Source organism: Aeromonas sp. FDAARGOS 1416, assembly GCF_019048085.1.
Taxonomy (GTDB): domain Bacteria; phylum Pseudomonadota; class Gammaproteobacteria; order Enterobacterales; family Aeromonadaceae; genus Aeromonas; species Aeromonas veronii.
On sequence record NZ_CP077301.1, the window covers coordinates 421,470 to 437,656 of the forward strand.

The following is a 16,187-nucleotide window of genomic DNA, read 5'->3' on the forward strand; positions in this document are numbered from 1 at the left end:
TCGCGACACCTATGGGAAGATCATCCTTCTCCTCCTTAATTTCTGTTTCTTAAGGAGGATGCATGTCATCAATTCAATCGGCGTTAACCGCCATCGATAGCTTTATCTGGGGTCCACCCCTGCTGATCCTGCTGGTCGGGACCGGTATCTATCTCACCCTGCGTCTGGGTCTGCTTCAGGTGGTGCGCTTGCCGCTCGCTCTGCGGCTGGTCTTTGGCCGCGATCAGGGGCATGGCAAGCAGGGGGATGTCTCCAGCTTCGGCGCCCTCTGTACCGCCCTCTCTGCCACCATCGGTACCGGCAACATCGTCGGAGTGGCTACCGCCATCAAGCTCGGCGGCCCCGGTGCCCTGTTCTGGATGTGGATGGCGGCGCTGTTCGGCATGGCCACCAAGTACGCCGAGTGTCTGCTGGCGGTCAAATACCGCGAGCAGGATGCCAACGGCCAGATGGCTGGCGGCCCCATGTACTATCTGGAGAAGGGGCTCGGTTCCAAGCCACTCGCCAAGCTGTTTGCCCTGTTCGGTATCGGCGTGGCCTTCTTCGGCATCGGTACCTTCCCGCAGGTCAATGCCATCTCCGACGCCATGAGTCTCTCCTTCTCGGTGCCCCGTGAAGCGACTGCCGTAGTGCTGACCCTGATCGTGGCGCTGGTGACCCTGGGGGGGATCAAGTCGATATCCAGCGTGTCGAGCAAGGTGGTGCCCTTCATGGCCATCTTCTACATCGTCGCCTGTCTGGGCGTGCTGGTGAACAACGCCAGCGCCCTGCCCGATGCCGTTATGCTGGTGATCGAGAGTGCCTTCACCGGCCATGCGGCGACCGGCGGCTTCGTCGGTGCCAGCATCATGCTGGCCATTCAGTCCGGGGTGGCGCGCGGGGTTTTCTCCAACGAGTCAGGTCTGGGCTCTGCACCCATCGCGGCGGCGGCGGCCAAGACCGATTCGTGCGTGGAGCAGGGGCTGGTCTCCATGACAGGTACCTTCATCGACACCATCATCATCTGCACCATGACCGGCCTGACCCTGGTGGTGACCGGCGTGTGGAGCGGCGATGCAAGCGGCGCGGCCATGACTAGTCTGGCCTTTGCCCAGGGGCTCGATGCCCATGTTGGCCAGTATCTGGTGAGCATTGGCCTCCTGTTCTTCGCCTTTACCACCATCCTTGGCTGGAACTACTACGGCGAGCGCTGCACCGAGTACCTGTTCGGGGTGAAGGCAATCAAGCCCTATCGTCTGGTCTATCTGGCGCTGGTAGCGAGCGGTGCTTTCCTCCATCTGGACATGATTTGGCTGCTGGCCGATATCGTTAATGGCCTGATGGCGGTGCCCAACCTCATCGGCCTGATTGGCCTGCGCCATGTGGTGATCGCCGAGACCCGCGCCTACTTTAGCCGGGATCTGGATAGCGAAGCCGAGCCGGAGCCGCAGACGGCCTGAACGCCTCAGCCCGTTTCACGTTCCCATTGAAAAGAACAAGCCACGACTCCGGTCGTGGCTTTTTTGTGCGCCGTGTCTCTGGATGGGGACTTTCCCTTTCCCTTCGGGATAAGGTCAGGATGAGGAGGATAGCCCCTCGCTCAGCAGGCTATCCAGACGTGCTCGCACCTTATCCACCAGTGCCTGATCGCTACCGTGCCAATCGATGCAGCTTGCCAGCGTGGTGGAGGTTCCCGCCATAAAACGCAGTTCGTCGCCCGCCAGCTCGTAGAAGCGACTCGCCATTCTGGTTCCCTCATCCACATCACCCGCCACCAGCAGCATGGCTTGTGCCAGCACGGCGCCCTGGTGATCCTGCCCCGGCGCCAGCCAGCGCTGGGCAGTGCCGGTGATCTTGCGTCCCCCGATCACCAGATTGTACTGACCATCGCAAAAGGAGCCGGGCACGAAGTCATAGCTTCCCTCAAGGCCGTACTCCGCCAACAGGGTCAGCAGCGGCGCCCCCAGCAGCCGGTAGTAGTGGGCGAGATCTGTGGTGGTGCGGGGCAGCAGCAGGGATAGGTTGAGGATCCCCGCCCCGTGGGGCACGGCGGTACCGCCACTGTCGCGCACATGTACCGGCCAGCCTTCAGCTGCAAGTTGCTGACAGGCGGCTTCGTAATGGGGGAGGCGGGTATCTTTGCGAGTGACAATCAGGCATTGGGGCGCCTGCCACAGGTGAGCGCGGGGCTGGCCGTCATGGGCACAGTCGCGCAGCCAGTGCTGCTCTTGCGCCAGTATCTGTGCGGGTGAAGCGTTATTGGAGAGGGGGGAGAGCAGGCGATAGGGCATGGCGGCATCCTCAAAAAAGGCTGCCCAGCACACTACCCGTGGCGACTGGCAAGGTAAAGCCCCGCAGTGCGGGGCTGTTGGCTATCGGTAGGCGATCTCTTAGGAGTGGCGCGCTTCGCGCTTGGGCAGCAGCAGGTTGAGCACGATGGCGGTAATGCCACCGGTGGCGACGCCGTAGGAGAGTACGCTCTTGGCCAGCTCCGGCAGGTGTTGCAGCACTTCCGGCACCTGCGCGACTCCCAGCCCCATGGCCAGCGACACTGCCAGGATCATCAGGGCGCGGCGATCCAGCTCCTCGCGAGCAATGATGCGCACGCCAGCGGCGGCGATGGTGCCGAACATCACGATGGTGGCACCCCCCAGCACGGGCTCGGGGATCTGCTGTACCAGACTGGCGACCGCCGGGAACAGGCCGAGCAGGGCCAGCATGGCGGCGATAAAGAGCCCGACATGGCGGCTGGCGACGCCGGTCAGCTGAATGACGCCGTTATTCTGGGCGAAGGTGGACATGGGGAAGGTGGAGAAAACTGCCGCCAGCATGGAGTTGGCACCATCGGCCAGCACGCCGCCTTTGATCCGCTCCATATAGACAGGCCCTTCCAGCGGCTCGCCGGAGATATCCGAGGTGGCGGTCATGTCACCGATCGCTTCGAGCGCCGTCACCACGAAGATGATGGCGAGCGGCACGAACAACTGCCAGTCAAAGCCGAGACCGTAGTGGAGCGGAATGGGCACCATCACCAGCGGGCCGTCGAAGGTGGGGGCGCTCACTTTGCCCAACAGCAGGGCCACGGCATAGCCCGCCAGCATGGCGATCATGATGGCGGAGAGACGCAGCCAGGGGTTGCGACTGCGTTGCAGCAACACGATCAGGCCGAGCACCAGCAGTGAGAGGAAGAGGTTGGTGTGACTGGCGAAGCTGCCATCAGAGAGGGCTGCATAGCCGCCGCCCATGCTGATCAGGCCCACTTTGATCAGGGTCAGGCCGATCAGCAGCACCACTATGCCGGTGACCAGCGGGGTGATGATCCGTTTCACCAGATGGAGGAAGCGGCTCATCACCACGATAGTGAGTGCGGCAACCATCATGGTGCCAAACAATGTGCCCAACAGATCCTCGGTGGGCATGGCGGCCTGCTTGAGGGCGAGACCGGAGGCGATGATGGGGCCGAGGAAGTTGAAGCTGGTGCCCTGTACCGAGAGCAGGCCGGAACCGATGGGGCCGAAGCGACGGGTTTGAATGAAGGAGGCGATGCCGGACATGACCAGCGACATGGAGACGATATAACGGGTGTCGGCGGCAGGGAGGCCGAGGGCATTGGCGATAATCAGGGGCGGGGTAATGATGGCGACAAACATGGCGAGCATATGCTGCAGGGCGGCGAACAGCGTCTGGGGCAGAGGCGGGACATCCTCTATGCCATAGACCAGTTCGCTATGGGTTCGCCTGGGTGGATGTGCCTCTCGATTGGCGCGTGTGACAGCAGCCTGTTCCATAAGTACCTCGAATTGTGTGGGGAGGGGGAGAAAATTGGGCGCTATTGTAGTGATTGAAATGAGGCTGACCAGCGCTAATTATGCAAAAAAAGGTTTATTTTTTGATGGGTTGAAACGTTTGCGCGCTGCGATTATCATCTGTCGGTTTGTGTGACCGACCTCTCCTTTTTATTCTCCCCGCTAATGATATTTTTACCACTTTGTAGGTGTAGAATGAGCCCTCAGTATTCATCGTGGAGACTCTGGATGCTCAAGTTGTCAGAGTTCTGGAGTGCGAGGGTTCACTCCGAAGACTTTACTCGTACTCGCATGGGCTTTATGACGGTGCGTTTGCGCCTGCTGACCTGCTTGCTGATGCTCGGATTGCCCGCCTGGGCCGTGGTGGATTGGCTGACCTTGCCCGCCGTTCATTTCGAGCAGCTGTTCCAGGCCAGGATCTTCTGCACCCTGGCGCTCTCGCCACTTATTCCGCTCTCGTATCTCATCCACTTCAAGCGGGAGCGGATGAAGCTGGCCCTTGGCTACCTGATGGCCGTGATGATGCTCTTCTCCCTCTTTTGCCTTAACAGCTTTGGCGCCGGACAGGAGTTGCAGGCGGGCTATGCTGCCTTTCCCTATCTGCTGATAACCCTGTTTGCCATCTTCCCCATCCCCCTCTCCCTCGGCTTGCAACTGGCAGGCGTGGTACTGGTGACCATGCTGCTGGGCCACTGGCTGCTGGTGGGCCAGAGCATCTGGAGTCAGGCCACCCTGAATCAGGTGTGGGTGCTCGGCATGTTTACCATGGCCAGTTGCTGGGTGCAGTGCGGCCAACTCAACATGCTGCTGCGGCTATATCGGGAATCAACCACCGATGAGCTGACCGGCATGATGAACCGCCGCCTGCTGATGAAGCAGCTGGAGCAGGCCCGAATCCGGCTGCAACTCAAGAAGAAGCCCTTTGCGGTGATGCTGCTGGATCTCGATCGCTTCAAGCGGATCAACGATATCTACGGCCATCTGGCGGGGGATGCGGTGCTCAAGGAGGTGGCTACCACCCTGGGGGAGCAGCTGGAGCCTGACATGGTGCTGGGGCGTTATGGCGGCGAAGAGTTTGCTATCCTGATGCACAACTGCGCCGATCCGGCGCTGGCGAGTAAAATGGCCGAGCGGCTGCGCATTGCTGTCGAGGCGCGGCTGGTGAAGAGCCCCACCTCGGACGAATTGCTGGAGGTGACGGTGAGTATCGGGATTGCCATGGCTCGTTCCGATGACACCATCGATATTCTGATCAACCGTGCCGACGAGTGCCTCTATCAGGCCAAGATGGCGGGACGCAACTGCGTGGTGGTCGAGGGGCAGAACCGCGCAAAAACAGATGCCGCCTGAGGGCGGCATCCTGTTGGCAATGAGCTGGTGCGATCAGGCCAGCTTGTACTTGCCGGAGAGCTGCTGAGCCAGCAGCTTGAACATGTTGAAGACCGCCATGGTCTTGCCGGTCGGGGTGCCGTCTTCGGCCAGGAAATACTCCCCCTTGAACACCAGAATATCCCCCTTCTGCTCCACCGAATCGGCGCGCATACCGTGGATGAAGTCTTCATGCTCTTTGATGATCTTGTTGGCCATCTCAAGCAGGGCCGTCTCGGTGATCAGCTCTTTCTGTGGTTGCATGCTCGTCTCCTTAAACGACTACTGGACAGGGAAACCGTGGATCCCTGCCTCTGATTGAAGAGGCGCCCAGCATACTGCAAACAGGGTTTTTCTGTCATTGATATGACCCCGATTTGTGGCTGTTTATCCGATCACCAGATTCTTCAACCAGCAGCGTTGGCGAATACGGCGCTGCACCAGCAACACCTTGCTGAGCTCCTCCAGCAAGACCACCGCCACCACCCAGGAGAGGGGCCAGCCGAGCAGCGTGACCGCCACCCAGGCGAGCGGGATGCCGATGCACCACATGCCGACAATATCGATGAAGATGCTGTAGTTCACATCGCCGCCAGAGCGCAGCACCCCGATGATCCCCACCATGTTGAACACCTTGAGCAGCATCCCGAGGCACATGATGCCGAGCACCTGTCCCGCTTCCGTCATCAGCTCGGGGGGCAGGTTGCCGACCCACTGCAGCAGGTTGGCTTGCAGCAGCCAGACGATGATCCCCACCAGTAGCGCGCCAATCGGTGCCAGCAGCAGGAAGAGCTGGGAGTGCTGCCAGGCAATCTCGTACTCCTCGGCCCCGAGCCGGTGGCCGAGCAGGGTGGAGCAGGCCACCGCCAGTCCGAAGAAGAGGGAGATCAGGATGCTCTCCAGGGTGCCGAGTGTGGTCATGATGGCCAGCGAATCGGTGCCAAGATGGGCATAGAGAAAGCCGTAAATCAGCATGCCGAAGGCCCAGAGGCCGTCATGGAACAGCAGCGGCAGGGCGATCAGGGTAAAGCGCACCACCTCCTTGCGCTTGAAGGCGGCTAGCCAGTCTGGTGCACGCGGGATCAGGCGAGCCTCATAACGCTTTACGTAGAGCAACAGCAGGGCTGTCTGCAGCAGCCGGGAAATGGTGGTGCCCCAGGCCGAACCGGCGACCCCCATCGCCTCGAAGCCGAAGTGACCGAAGATGAGGGCGTAGTTGAGGATGACGTTGGCGATGATGGCGATAATGCCGATGCGGGTCGGCGCGGCGGCATTGCCGACCGAGCGCAGGGCTGACTCCAGCGGCACCACGATGGCGGTACAGAGGATGGTGGCGCCGGTGATCATCAAGAATTGATCCGCCAGTGCCCGCAGTGCCGGATCCTGACTGGCAAAACCCAGTACGCTGCCCGGTGATAACACATAGATGAAGGCAAAGGGCAGGGTGACCAGCAAGGCGCCCACTATGGCCAGCGCCAGGGAGCGGCGCACCCCGGCCATCTCCCCGCGCCCGAAGTATTGTGCTGCCAATACCGAGACCCCGCCCGCGAGGCCCGCTATCACCAGCAGATTGAAAAAGAAGACCCGGTTACCCAAGCCGACCGCCGCCACAGCCGTGGTGCCAAGCTGGCTCACCATCATGATATCGATGAGGCCGAGCAGGGAGAACATCATGGATTGCAGCGAGACAGGCAGGGCCAGCCGCCACAATCGGGTCATGAACTCGCGATCGGTGGTTTGTTTTAAAATCGCTTGCCAATAATTCATAGTTGTTAACCGGGTATGAGAAAAGCAAGGTTTGTCAGGGGTATGATAGGGGCTGATGAGGCTCTTCTCACTGTGAGTAGCTCTCGATTTTCTTGTGTAAAACTATCCTGTTGAGGTGTTATGCCATTTGCCAGCGAGTGTCTGGAGATAGCGCCAGCCTGTGAAGAGCAGATGCTGGGACGTGAAGGGCTGCCCCTGCTCGGCGAGGCGGGGATCTTCCTGACCGGCCTCTCCCGGGTGCGGGATCACTACCTGATCCGCCGCAATCGCCCCGAGTTTCACATTCTGATGGTGAGTCACGATGAGGGGGGCGCGCTGCTCACCGACGAGGGGGAGCAAGCCATTCCGGCCGGGTCACTGATTTTCCTGCCGGCCGCCGTGCCCGGTGGTCTCAAGCTGATTGGCGAAAGCTGGCAGATCAGCTGGATTTTGCTCGATGACGTGCCGCGCTGGCAGCATCTGCACCGCCTTGGCCACCGTATCTGGCAAGGGGATGGCGGCGATCAGCTCTACCATCTGCTCAGCCTGATGCAGGGGGAAGGGGTTCGCTCTTCGCTGCAACCTCAACTGCTCAGCCTGTTGCTGGCGCTGCTGGAGCGGACCCTGCAAGGGGAGGTGCGCGGCACCCCTGAACTTAGATTGCAGGCACTGTTTCGCCGGGTGGAGGCGCGCCTGGACGAACCCTGGAGTGTCGCCCTGCTGGCCCGACAGATGGCCTGCTCGGTGCCCCATCTGCACCGGCTCTGTCAGCAAGCGTTCGGTATGGGGCCGATGGCGAGAGTGACCGAGCTCAGAATGAACAAGGCGCGCCAGCTGCTGCTCTATACCAACTGGCCACTTGGCGAGCTGGCGGCCCGGGTCGGTTACAGCGATGGGGCCAACTTTGCCAACCGCTTTCGTCGTCTGACTGGTCAGACCCCCGGCGCCTTTCGTCGACTGGGTCGCAAACCTTTTGCAACGGATGTGCAAACTCTTTGAAATTAATGAGACAAGCCCCTAGGATCGGCGGGTCCCTGCGTCTAGCTAACCGTTTAGGTACCAAGATCCATGTTTGAAGATAATAACCAGAAACGTCCTCTCTACATTCCCTACGCCGGTCCCGCCCTGCTGGAGACCCCTTTGCTCAACAAGGGCAGCGCCTTCACCAGCGAAGAGCGCAGCAACTTCAACCTCGAAGGTCTGTTGCCCCAGAATATCGAGACCATCGAAGAGCAGGCCGAGCGCGCCTATCGCCAGTTCATGGCGTTTGGCAACGACATGGACAAGCACATCTATCTGCGCAACATCCAGGATACCAACGAGACGCTCTTCTACCGTCTGCTGCACAACCATCTGACCGAGATGCTGCCTATCATCTACACCCCGACGGTCGGCAAGGCGTGCGAAGAGTTCTCTAACATCTATCGCCGCGCCCGTGGCCTGTTTATCTCCTATCCGGACAAGGACAGGATCGATGACATGCTGCAAAACGCCACCAAGCAGAACGTTAAGGTGATCGTGGTGACCGATGGCGAGCGGATCCTGGGTCTGGGTGACCAGGGGATCGGCGGCATGGGCATTCCCATCGGCAAGCTCTCCCTCTACACCGCCTGTGGTGGCATCTCGCCCGCCTACTGCCTGCCGGTGGTGCTGGATGTCGGCACCAACAACCAGCAACTGCTCAATGACCCCTTCTATATGGGGTGGCGCAATCCGCGTATCTCGGGGGATGAGTATGCCGAGTTCGTCGATGCCTTCATTCAGGCGGTCAAGCGCCGTTGGCCCGACATCCTGCTGCAGTTCGAGGACTTCGCCCAGAACAACGCCATGCCGCTGCTCAACCGCTACAAGAACGAGCTCTGCTGCTTCAACGACGATATTCAGGGTACTGCTGCCGTGACCCTGGGCAGCCTCATCGCCGCCTGCAAGGCCTCCGGCGCCAAGCTCTCCGAGAAGCGGGTTGCCTTCCTCGGTGCGGGCAGCGCCGGTTGCGGCATCGCCGAGCAGATCGTGGCACAGATGAAGGCCGAGGGGCTGACCGATGCCCAGGCCCGCAGCCGTGTCTTTATGGTGGACCGCTTCGGTCTCATCACCGACAAGATCCCCAACCAGCTCGACTTCCAGCGCCGTCTCTCCCAACCGGTGGAGCGGATCAAAGACTGGCCGGTGGGGGACAACATATCCCTGCTGGAGGTGATGGAACACGGTCGCCCGGACATCCTGATCGGGGTATCCGGTCAGCCGGGGCTGTTTACCGAAGAGGTGGTCAAGACCATGCACAAGCACTGTGCCCGTCCCATCATCTTCCCGCTCTCCAACCCCACCTCCCGGGTCGAGGCGACGCCGGCAGACCTCATCCGCTGGACCGACGGTCAGGCGCTGGTGGCCACCGGCAGTCCGTTTGCACCGGTGGAGTACAAGGGCAAGCGCTACGTCATCGCCCAGTGCAACAACTCCTTCATCTTCCCGGGGATCGGCCTTGGCGTCATCGCCTCCGGCGCCACCCGGGTGACTGACGCCATGTTGATGTCGGCCAGCCGCGCGCTGGCGGAGTGCTCGCCGCTGGTGAAAGGGGAGGAGGGCTCCCTGCTGCCGGACCTGGCGGATATCCATCAGGTCTCCCGCTACATCGCCAAGATGGTGGCCAAGACCGCCATGCTGCAGGGCAAGGCGGTGCAGACCCCGGACGAGGTGATCGATCAGGCCATCGAAGCCAACTTCTGGCATCCGGAGTATCGCCGCTACCGCCGCACCTCCTTCTGATTGGGGAGAAGGGAATGCCACGGCAAAGCAAAAGGGATGCGAAAGCATCCCTTTTTACTGCACGTCTGACATGGTTATCGCCTCAAGATCAACTACTCGCTGGCGCCCTGTACGCCGGTGACGCGCACCTCGACCCGGCGATCCGGCCCAAGGCAGTCTATGAGGGCGGCTCTGGCCTTGATATCGTCACACTGGTTGCCGGTGACCGGATTGCTTTCGCCATTGCCCTGAATGCTTACCTTGTCGGCAGGCAGCCCTTTGTTGATCAGAAAGTCGGCAACGGTTTGGGCCCGAGCTTCTGACAACCTCTGATTGCTGGCATCCGAGCCGATACGGTCGGTATATCCCATCACCACCGCACTGCCATCCTTGGGTTGTACATCGACGATCTGCTGGTAGAGAGCGTCCAGCGCGCTCATCCCCTCCGGTTTTAGGTCCGCTTTGCCAAAGGCGAACAACACATCGGAACTGAGGTTGAAGGTCTGATCTACCACCTCCGGTTCGGCCGGTGGCGGGGGGACCACGACCGGTGCGGGCGTGGGGGCTGCTTCTTTGGGTTGGCTGCGGTTCGGGTGGATCACCAGCTCCAGCGTGGCGGTGCTGATGTCGCTGACCCAGCGCTGGGTACCGCTGTTGGCTTTGCCGTTATCCGGATCATCGCCAACGCGCACTATGTAACGGTAGCGTGCCTGCAGATCGACCCAGTCATGGAGCCGGGCCGTCACTCCCAGGCCTGCCAGCGGCGCCAGGTTGTCGTCCCCGCCATTGACCGACTCGACGTGATAGATATAGCCACCGCCCTCGGCAAAGAGCGAGAACATCTCGCTGAGCGGCAGGCGGCCAATGACTGACAGCGTGGCTCCCTTGCTGTTGAAGTCATGGCCGCTGATATCCCAGTCACCGGTGGAGAGATAGCCAATCTCGGCCCCCAGATTTTCCGTGAAGTTGTAGCCGCCAAACAGGGAGAGCGCAGTCGCATCCTTGCCGACATCCTGACTGAAATCATTCAGATTGTGGGCAATGGCCCAGCCACCGCCAACCCCGGCATACCAGTCGTGAACCGGTTCCGCTTGTGCGCCTGTGCTCGCCAATGCCAGTGCAATCCACACAGGTTTTACTCTTATGTTCATCGCGTATCCTCGTCGATGTTTGGTGTAGTGAGGTTGCCTGCTGGTCAAACCCCACACTTATGTATAGGTGACGGGTTGTTTTTAACCACCAAAGAGGTATGGGGGACGACACGCCGTGAACCATGGCGCGACACGGGAAGAGGAAGGGGGCAAAAGAGGGTTACAAGGTGGGTGAAATAAGCGGCAAGAAAAAGGAGGCCAGGTGGCCTCCTTGTTATGTCGGACTGCAGGATTACTGTTGTACTTGCTGCACGCCGGTGACGCGTACTTCTACACGGCGATCCGGCGCCAGGCAGGAGATCAGCTGAGCCTTGCCCTTGACGCTGTTGCACTGGGTACCGGTGACCGGATTGGCTTCACCGCGACCTTCGATGGCAACTTTGCCAGCCGGCAGACCTTTGCCAACCAGGAAGTCGGCCACGGTACGGGCACGCGCTTCGGAGAGTTTCAGGTTGTAGGCGTCAGAGCCGATACGGTCGGTGTAACCGACGACCACGGCGCTGCCATCTTTCGGCTGAACATCAACGATCTGCTGATACAGCGTATTCAGCGCTGCGACACCTTCTGGCTTGAGGGTGGATTTGCCAAAGGCAAACAGCACGTCAGAGCTCAGGGCGAAGTTCTTGTCGACCAGTACCGGCTCGGGAACCGGCTCAGGCGCAGCAACCGGGGCAACATAAGAGGTGCGGTTCGGGTGCATCACCAGCTCCAGGGTGGCGACGCTCATGTCGCTCTCCCAGGTTTTCTGCTCGTCACCCAGATTCCACAGATAGCGGTAGCGTGCCTGCACATCGATAAGGTCGGAGAGCTTGGCAGTCAGACCCAGGCCCGCCAGCGGTGCAGTGCCGTTGTCGCTGTTGCCATTGCCGTTGACGTGATTGAAGTAGGCACCGCCTTCAGCAAACACCGAGAAGATGTCGCCCAGCGGCAGGCGGGCGATACCGGAGAGGGTGGCACCCTGGGTTTTGAAATCGGCGCCGTCAACGCCCGCTTTACCGGCGTAGAGGTAGCCCAGCTCAGCTGCGTAGTAGTCGTTGAAGTTGTAACCGCCGAACAGGCTCAGCGCGGTGGCATCTTTGTCAGCGTCTTTGCCAAAATCATCCAGACCGTGGGCATATGCCCAACCTGCACCAACACCGGTGTACCAGTCATCGGCAGCCTGAGCTGTGGTACCTGCGGCGGCGAGCGCCAGTGCAATCAGGGTAGGAGCCATTTTGAGTTTCATCGGTTTATCCTCGTTGTGTTAGCCCATGTCGGGCAATGCACTTGTTTTTATTGCTGCGAAAAATCGCCAGCAAAGTGGATAGCGAAGGCTTTGGACTCTCATGATGCATTGGCGTCATGGACAACAGACCGGACAAGAAGCGCTTTTTAGTGCTTATCCAATACCTTACAGGCGCAACTACTTTATGCTTTCGAGACGGGGCAGGCAAGGGCAGGGAGGCGGGAGTGAGGGATGCAAGCGAAAACGAGATGTCTAGTCCTGAAATAGGTTTACACATTTTCAACTAGCATTTCTCTACTCAGAACCCCCTATGTACCGCATCGGGGGTTCTGTATTTCAACGCATGATGCGGCCGCTCCGCGTTGTAAATATCCACTGCTTCACGCACCATTTCCCGCGCTTGCGTCAAATCCTGCGGGCTTTGCAGCAATAACTCTCCTTTCAAAATCCCGTTCACCCGCTCCGCCAACGCATTCTGGTAACAGTCATACCCATCCGTCATCGAGCATTTCACCCCGTACCGTTCATGTAATGATTGATACAGTCCCGAGTAATACTGCACGCCGCGGTCCGAGTGATGGATGAGTTCACCGCCGCCACGTCGTTGCTTCAGCGCTTTCTTGAACGCCATTGCCACCGATTCGGCATGCATTCCTTCGTGCACGTGATGGCCCACTATCTTGCGTGAGTACGCATCCGTCACCAGGCTCAGGTACAGCGGCCCGCTCCTGGCTGGCAGATAGGTGATATCTGCGACCCAGACCTGCTCCGGGGCCACCGGCGTGACCTGCTCTGGCCCCGCCTTGAGCAAGTTGGGATGACGGTAGAAACGGTGAAAACTGTGGGTGGTCTTGTGATACGCCCGTCTGGGCAGCACCAGCAAGCGGTGCTCGGCCAATATCCGAAACAGCCTGTCACGCCCGACTTTGAGCCCGCCATCATCCTGACCCAGCAGCAGATAATGCAGCTTGCGGGTACCGACCCGAGGTTGTCGCAGTCTAACCTGACGCACAAAGCGCACCACCTGCAATCCTTGGGCATGGCGCTCGTCGGCGACCCGATTGCGCTTGTAGTAAGCCTGCCGGCTTATCCCCAGAAACAGGCAAGCCCTGACAATGGTCAGCCTCTCGACTTGCCGCTGCGAGAGGACTTGCCGGGTCGCTTTTTTACGATGGAGACGCCGTAGTCATTCTTCAGTACATCGACGACGGCCTCAAAGAACTGGGCCTTCTGGCTCATCAGCGCCAGCTGTTGCTCGAGTTCCTTGATGCGCTGTTCGGGTGTCTGGTTGTCGGGGTCAGGCATGTTGATGCTCCTGCCGGCACGCACAGAAGCCCCCTGGCTCCAATCTTGCCGACCATGTTTACGCAACCATACCAGAACGGTGGAGCGGCCCTGAATACCATAACGCACCTGAGCCTGTTTGTAGGTGAGCTCGCCTTTTTCAATCTGCTCGACCAGTGCCAGTTTAAAAGTCAGCGAGTAATCGCGCTGTGTCCGTTTCACACCTTGTCCCATCGGGTTCTCCATTTATTGGGGGGAAAGGTGTAAACCATATTCAGGACGGCACAAGACAAACAAAAAGGGATGCCGCAGCATCCCTTTTTTTCGCACTATCTGAACGAGGTCAGATTATTGCTGAACTTCTTGTACGCCAGATACGCGAACTTCTACGCGACGATCCGGAGCCAGGCAGGAGATCAGTTGAGCTTTAGCGGTTACGCCGTTGCACTTGGTGCCGGTAACCGGGTTGGCTTCGCCACGACCTTCAATGGCCACTTTACTGGCAGCCATACCTTTGCTTACTAGGAAGTTTGCAACGGTGCGGGCACGGGCTTCAGACAGCTTCTGGTTGTAAGCGTCGGAACCGATACGGTCGGTGTAACCAACAACAACAGCGTTGCCATCTTTCGGCTGGAACTCAACGATTTGCTGATACAGACCGTTCAGGGCTGCAACGCCTTCCGGCTTCAGGGTGTCTTTGCCGAAGGCAAACAGCACGTCTGAGTTCAGGGCGAAGTTCTTCTCTACCACTTGCGGAGCCGGAGCCGGCGCTTCTTCAACAACCGGAGCAGCTACCGGAGCTACGTAGGAAGTACGGAACGGGTGGTATACCGCTTCCAGAGTAGCGATGCTCTGGTTGGCTTTGTAACGCTCACCGTTTGCGTGCAGGTCAGCCACGTCCCACATGTAGCGGTAGCGAGCTTGCAGATCCAGCGCGTCATTTACCTTGTAAGTCACACCAGCACCGGCCAGCGGGGAAACTTTAGTGTCGCTGGTACCCAGACCATCGGTGTGACCCCAGTAGGCGCCGCCTTCAGCGAACAGGGAGAAGTCGTTGCCAACCGGCATACGGGCGATACCGGACAGGGTGGCACCCTGGCTCTCGTAACGGTTGCCGTCGGTGTTGCCACGACCGGTGTACTGGTAGCCCAGTTCGGTACCGAAGTTTTCGGTGAAGTTGTAACCCATGAAGGCGTTGGCAGCAGCCGCGTCTTCCTGGCCTACATTGGTGCTTTCCAGCTTGTTCAGGCCGTTGAAGTGAGTAGCACCGACACCGGCACCGAAGTAGATGTCGTCAGCGGCGTGAGCAGCGGTAGCACCCAGAGCAGCCATGGCGATGGCGATCATGGAAGGAGCCATTTTCATCATAAAAAAATCCTCGTTGAGATCGCACGTTATTCACGTGCTTCACACTTTGTAATTTATGTAAGCTGCAGGCTCCGCCGTACGGCTGGCGTCGAGTCTGGCAGATGACCCGGTATAACCGGGTTGCACACTCTCCTGGTGTGTCGAGTGCGCTGGCATGGCACGCAATGCGTGAGAAACCACTGCCAGGCAACTGATGTCATTCCGATGACGAGGCGCACTCTATGCCGATTTTAAAACATGATCAAGCTCACAAATGAGCCTTGTGGCAAATTGTGTCGTGCCCTTAACTGGCTGTTTATTTTGATTAATTAGTGATCCAGATAGGCTCTGTGCAGTTTCTTCTCCAGCTTCATATAAGCCTGAACCCAGTCGCTATGCGGGCTGGCAGGATTCGCTCTGGCGGCAAAGACCGAGAGGTAATCAGCCGGGGTTGCGCTCTGCAGCAGGGGGGTAAATGTCATCAAGAAATGTCGGGCCAGATAGGGGTCAAGGGGCCAGATGTTGAGGATGGCGCGAGCCACAGGCTGAACCGCAGCTGAACAGATGAAGTGGCGGTGTCCCGCCTCCAGCCAGTCGGCCATCTCGCACATGCCCGATTCGGGCACCAGACCACCATCACCCGGGGTGGTTGCCAGCGCAATAGACTGGCCATTTACCGTGATGAGCTGCTCATTGTTATGCAGGGTGCCGTCGTGGCTGCGCAAGGCCAGGTCCGGGCATGCCTGTTCAAGAAACAGGCTGCAGCTCTCCGGCAGGGCGGCCAGCAGTTCGCTGGTGTGGCTGGACATCAAGGCCGGAAGCCAGAATGCTTCGGCGCGATATTGTTCACCTTGCAGGCGCTGTTGTGCCAGTTCTTCTGTGCTGGATACGGGGTGCAGGCGAGAGATAATGCCGGGAAACGCCATACTTATTCCTCTTAATGGGTATCCGGCGGATTATACGAGTTATTGGGGGGGCCACAATAAAGGTTTCTTTTCGAGACTGTTTACCTGAGGCGGCTGAGCGATTACCATCCCCCCTTGAAGGCAAGGGTTGTCGCCGAAAGGCGCTCATAAGATAGAGGCTCGACCATAACGAGTCCGAACAAAACTGATACACTTGACTACGAGTCGTCGCGAAAAATAAAAGGCGGAGTAAATCCGCCAAACGGAGTATGGAACATTATGAATTCAAATATCGTCACTGTTGGCAAGAAGATCCGTCAGATCCGTGAAGCGGTCGGTTTGAGCCGTCCGAAGTTTGCAGATTTGCTGGGTGTTCCTCCCACCACGCTGAAAAACTACGAGCTGGGTTACCGTGAAGTTGGGGGCGCCTTCCTGGTTGCCCTGGCGCACCACCCGGATCTGCACAAGTTCACCCTCTGGCTGCTGGCAGACAAGAAAGTCGCCGAAATCGGCCAGATTGGCCCGGATGACCTCGCCAAGGCGTGATCATCGATGTGAATAGAAATGCCGCCTTCGGGCGGTATTTTTTTGGGTCGCCGATCGATATTTTGATCTAACACGCTTTGAATTACCC

The 16,187-nt window shown here is 59.2% G+C and carries 14 protein-coding genes; 5 read left to right on the forward strand and 9 right to left on the reverse strand.

The features are described from left to right. Nucleotides 1–62 precede the first annotated feature (62 nt). A complete protein-coding gene (locus I6L46_RS01980; protein WP_021229128.1) occupies nucleotides 63–1,439 on the forward strand; it encodes a sodium:alanine symporter family protein in 1,377 nt (458 codons plus the stop codon). 114 nt (nucleotides 1,440–1,553) lie between these two features. Here I6L46_RS01980 and I6L46_RS01985 read toward each other — a convergent pair whose 3' ends face one another. Further along, a complete protein-coding gene (locus I6L46_RS01985) occupies nucleotides 1,554–2,270 on the reverse strand; it encodes a protein ligase (RefSeq protein ID WP_216977248.1) in 717 nt (238 codons plus the stop codon). Between the two features lie 99 nt (nucleotides 2,271–2,369). Then, entirely contained in the window at nucleotides 2,370–3,767 is a 1,398-nt protein-coding gene (locus I6L46_RS01990; RefSeq protein WP_139443252.1) for a nucleobase:cation symporter-2 family protein, read from the reverse strand. A gap of 246 nt (nucleotides 3,768–4,013) precedes the next feature. On the opposite strand from I6L46_RS01990, the gene I6L46_RS01995 reads away from it, so the two are divergent. Continuing rightward, nucleotides 4,014–5,135, forward strand: a complete 1,122-nt coding sequence (locus I6L46_RS01995) for a GGDEF domain-containing protein (protein ID WP_005349944.1) — start codon at nucleotides 4,014–4,016, stop codon at nucleotides 5,133–5,135. Nucleotides 5,136–5,168: 33 nt separating this feature from the next. Here the strand turns inward: I6L46_RS01995 and I6L46_RS02000 are convergent, their stop codons facing one another. Then, nucleotides 5,169–5,417: a YciN family protein gene (locus I6L46_RS02000; protein ID WP_005338382.1), complete on the reverse strand. Its 249-nt coding sequence runs from the start codon at nucleotides 5,415–5,417 to the stop codon at nucleotides 5,169–5,171. A gap of 123 nt (nucleotides 5,418–5,540) precedes the next feature. Continuing rightward, nucleotides 5,541–6,920: an MATE family efflux transporter gene (locus I6L46_RS02005; RefSeq protein ID WP_047435970.1), complete on the reverse strand. Its 1,380-nt coding sequence runs from the start codon at nucleotides 6,918–6,920 to the stop codon at nucleotides 5,541–5,543. A 120-nt stretch (nucleotides 6,921–7,040) separates the two neighbouring features. Here I6L46_RS02005 and I6L46_RS02010 point away from each other — a divergent pair, with 120 nt between their 5' ends. Together I6L46_RS02010 and I6L46_RS02015 are read left to right on the forward strand one after the other, a co-directional pair. After that, entirely contained in the window at nucleotides 7,041–7,898 is an 858-nt protein-coding gene (locus I6L46_RS02010; protein ID WP_005338380.1) for an AraC family transcriptional regulator, read from the forward strand. Nucleotides 7,899–7,967: 69 nt separating this feature from the next. Then, nucleotides 7,968–9,662, forward strand: coding sequence for an NAD-dependent malic enzyme (locus I6L46_RS02015; RefSeq protein WP_216951826.1), 1,695 nt, complete (start codon nucleotides 7,968–7,970; stop codon nucleotides 9,660–9,662). A gap of 92 nt (nucleotides 9,663–9,754) precedes the next feature. On the opposite strand, the gene I6L46_RS02020 is transcribed toward I6L46_RS02015, so the two are convergent. The 5 genes from I6L46_RS02020 to I6L46_RS02040 form a co-directional block, all read right to left on the reverse strand. Continuing rightward, complete coding sequence (locus tag I6L46_RS02020; protein WP_216977249.1) at nucleotides 9,755–10,792, reverse strand: OmpA family protein; 1,038 nt, start codon at nucleotides 10,790–10,792, stop codon at nucleotides 9,755–9,757. A 232-nt stretch (nucleotides 10,793–11,024) separates the two neighbouring features. Next, complete coding sequence (ompA, locus tag I6L46_RS02025; RefSeq protein ID WP_216977250.1) at nucleotides 11,025–12,017, reverse strand: porin OmpA; 993 nt, start codon at nucleotides 12,015–12,017, stop codon at nucleotides 11,025–11,027. A 298-nt stretch (nucleotides 12,018–12,315) separates the two neighbouring features. After that, nucleotides 12,316–13,535, reverse strand: a protein-coding gene (locus I6L46_RS02030; protein ID WP_216975913.1) for an IS3 family transposase whose coding sequence is annotated in 2 segments (ribosomal slippage) — nucleotides 12,316–13,187 and nucleotides 13,187–13,535 — 1,221 coding nt in all. Because the reading frame shifts where the segments join, the coding sequence is not laid out codon by codon here. A 114-nt stretch (nucleotides 13,536–13,649) separates the two neighbouring features. Beyond that, nucleotides 13,650–14,669, reverse strand: coding sequence for a porin OmpA (ompA, locus tag I6L46_RS02035; protein WP_013723997.1), 1,020 nt, complete (start codon nucleotides 14,667–14,669; stop codon nucleotides 13,650–13,652). A gap of 308 nt (nucleotides 14,670–14,977) precedes the next feature. Continuing rightward, nucleotides 14,978–15,574 (reverse strand): hypothetical protein, encoded by a 597-nt coding sequence (locus I6L46_RS02040; RefSeq protein WP_216977251.1) that lies wholly within the window; start codon nucleotides 15,572–15,574, stop codon nucleotides 14,978–14,980. 258 nt (nucleotides 15,575–15,832) lie between these two features. Here I6L46_RS02040 and I6L46_RS02045 point away from each other — a divergent pair, with 258 nt between their 5' ends. Beyond that, nucleotides 15,833–16,099, forward strand: coding sequence for a DNA-binding transcriptional regulator (locus tag I6L46_RS02045; RefSeq protein WP_005338367.1), 267 nt, complete (start codon nucleotides 15,833–15,835; stop codon nucleotides 16,097–16,099). The last annotated feature ends 88 nt before the right edge of the window (nucleotides 16,100–16,187 follow it).

What these genes read in the sequence shown, in the direction of transcription:
- I6L46_RS01995 (WP_005349944.1), top strand. Translation starts at nt 4,014, where the DNA reads ATGCTCAAGTTGTCAGAGTTCTGGAGTGCGAGGGTTCACTCCGAAGAC.
- I6L46_RS01985 (WP_216977248.1), bottom strand. Translation starts at nt 2,270, where the DNA reads ATGCCCTATCGCCTGCTCTCCCCCCTCTCCAATAACGCTTCACCCGCA.
- ompA (WP_013723997.1), bottom strand. Translation starts at nt 14,669, where the DNA reads ATGATGAAAATGGCTCCTTCCATGATCGCCATCGCCATGGCTGCTCTG.
- ompA (WP_216977250.1), bottom strand. Translation starts at nt 12,017, where the DNA reads ATGAAACTCAAAATGGCTCCTACCCTGATTGCACTGGCGCTCGCCGCC.
- I6L46_RS02045 (WP_005338367.1), top strand. Translation starts at nt 15,833, where the DNA reads ATGAATTCAAATATCGTCACTGTTGGCAAGAAGATCCGTCAGATCCGT.
- I6L46_RS02005 (WP_047435970.1), bottom strand. Translation starts at nt 6,920, where the DNA reads ATGAATTATTGGCAAGCGATTTTAAAACAAACCACCGATCGCGAGTTC.
- I6L46_RS01990 (WP_139443252.1), bottom strand. Translation starts at nt 3,767, where the DNA reads ATGGAACAGGCTGCTGTCACACGCGCCAATCGAGAGGCACATCCACCC.
- I6L46_RS02000 (WP_005338382.1), bottom strand. Translation starts at nt 5,417, where the DNA reads ATGCAACCACAGAAAGAGCTGATCACCGAGACGGCCCTGCTTGAGATG.
- I6L46_RS02040 (WP_216977251.1), bottom strand. Translation starts at nt 15,574, where the DNA reads ATGGCGTTTCCCGGCATTATCTCTCGCCTGCACCCCGTATCCAGCACA.
- I6L46_RS02020 (WP_216977249.1), bottom strand. Translation starts at nt 10,792, where the DNA reads ATGAACATAAGAGTAAAACCTGTGTGGATTGCACTGGCATTGGCGAGC.
- I6L46_RS01980 (WP_021229128.1), top strand. Translation starts at nt 63, where the DNA reads ATGTCATCAATTCAATCGGCGTTAACCGCCATCGATAGCTTTATCTGG.
- I6L46_RS02010 (WP_005338380.1), top strand. Translation starts at nt 7,041, where the DNA reads ATGCCATTTGCCAGCGAGTGTCTGGAGATAGCGCCAGCCTGTGAAGAG.
- I6L46_RS02015 (WP_216951826.1), top strand. Translation starts at nt 7,968, where the DNA reads ATGTTTGAAGATAATAACCAGAAACGTCCTCTCTACATTCCCTACGCC.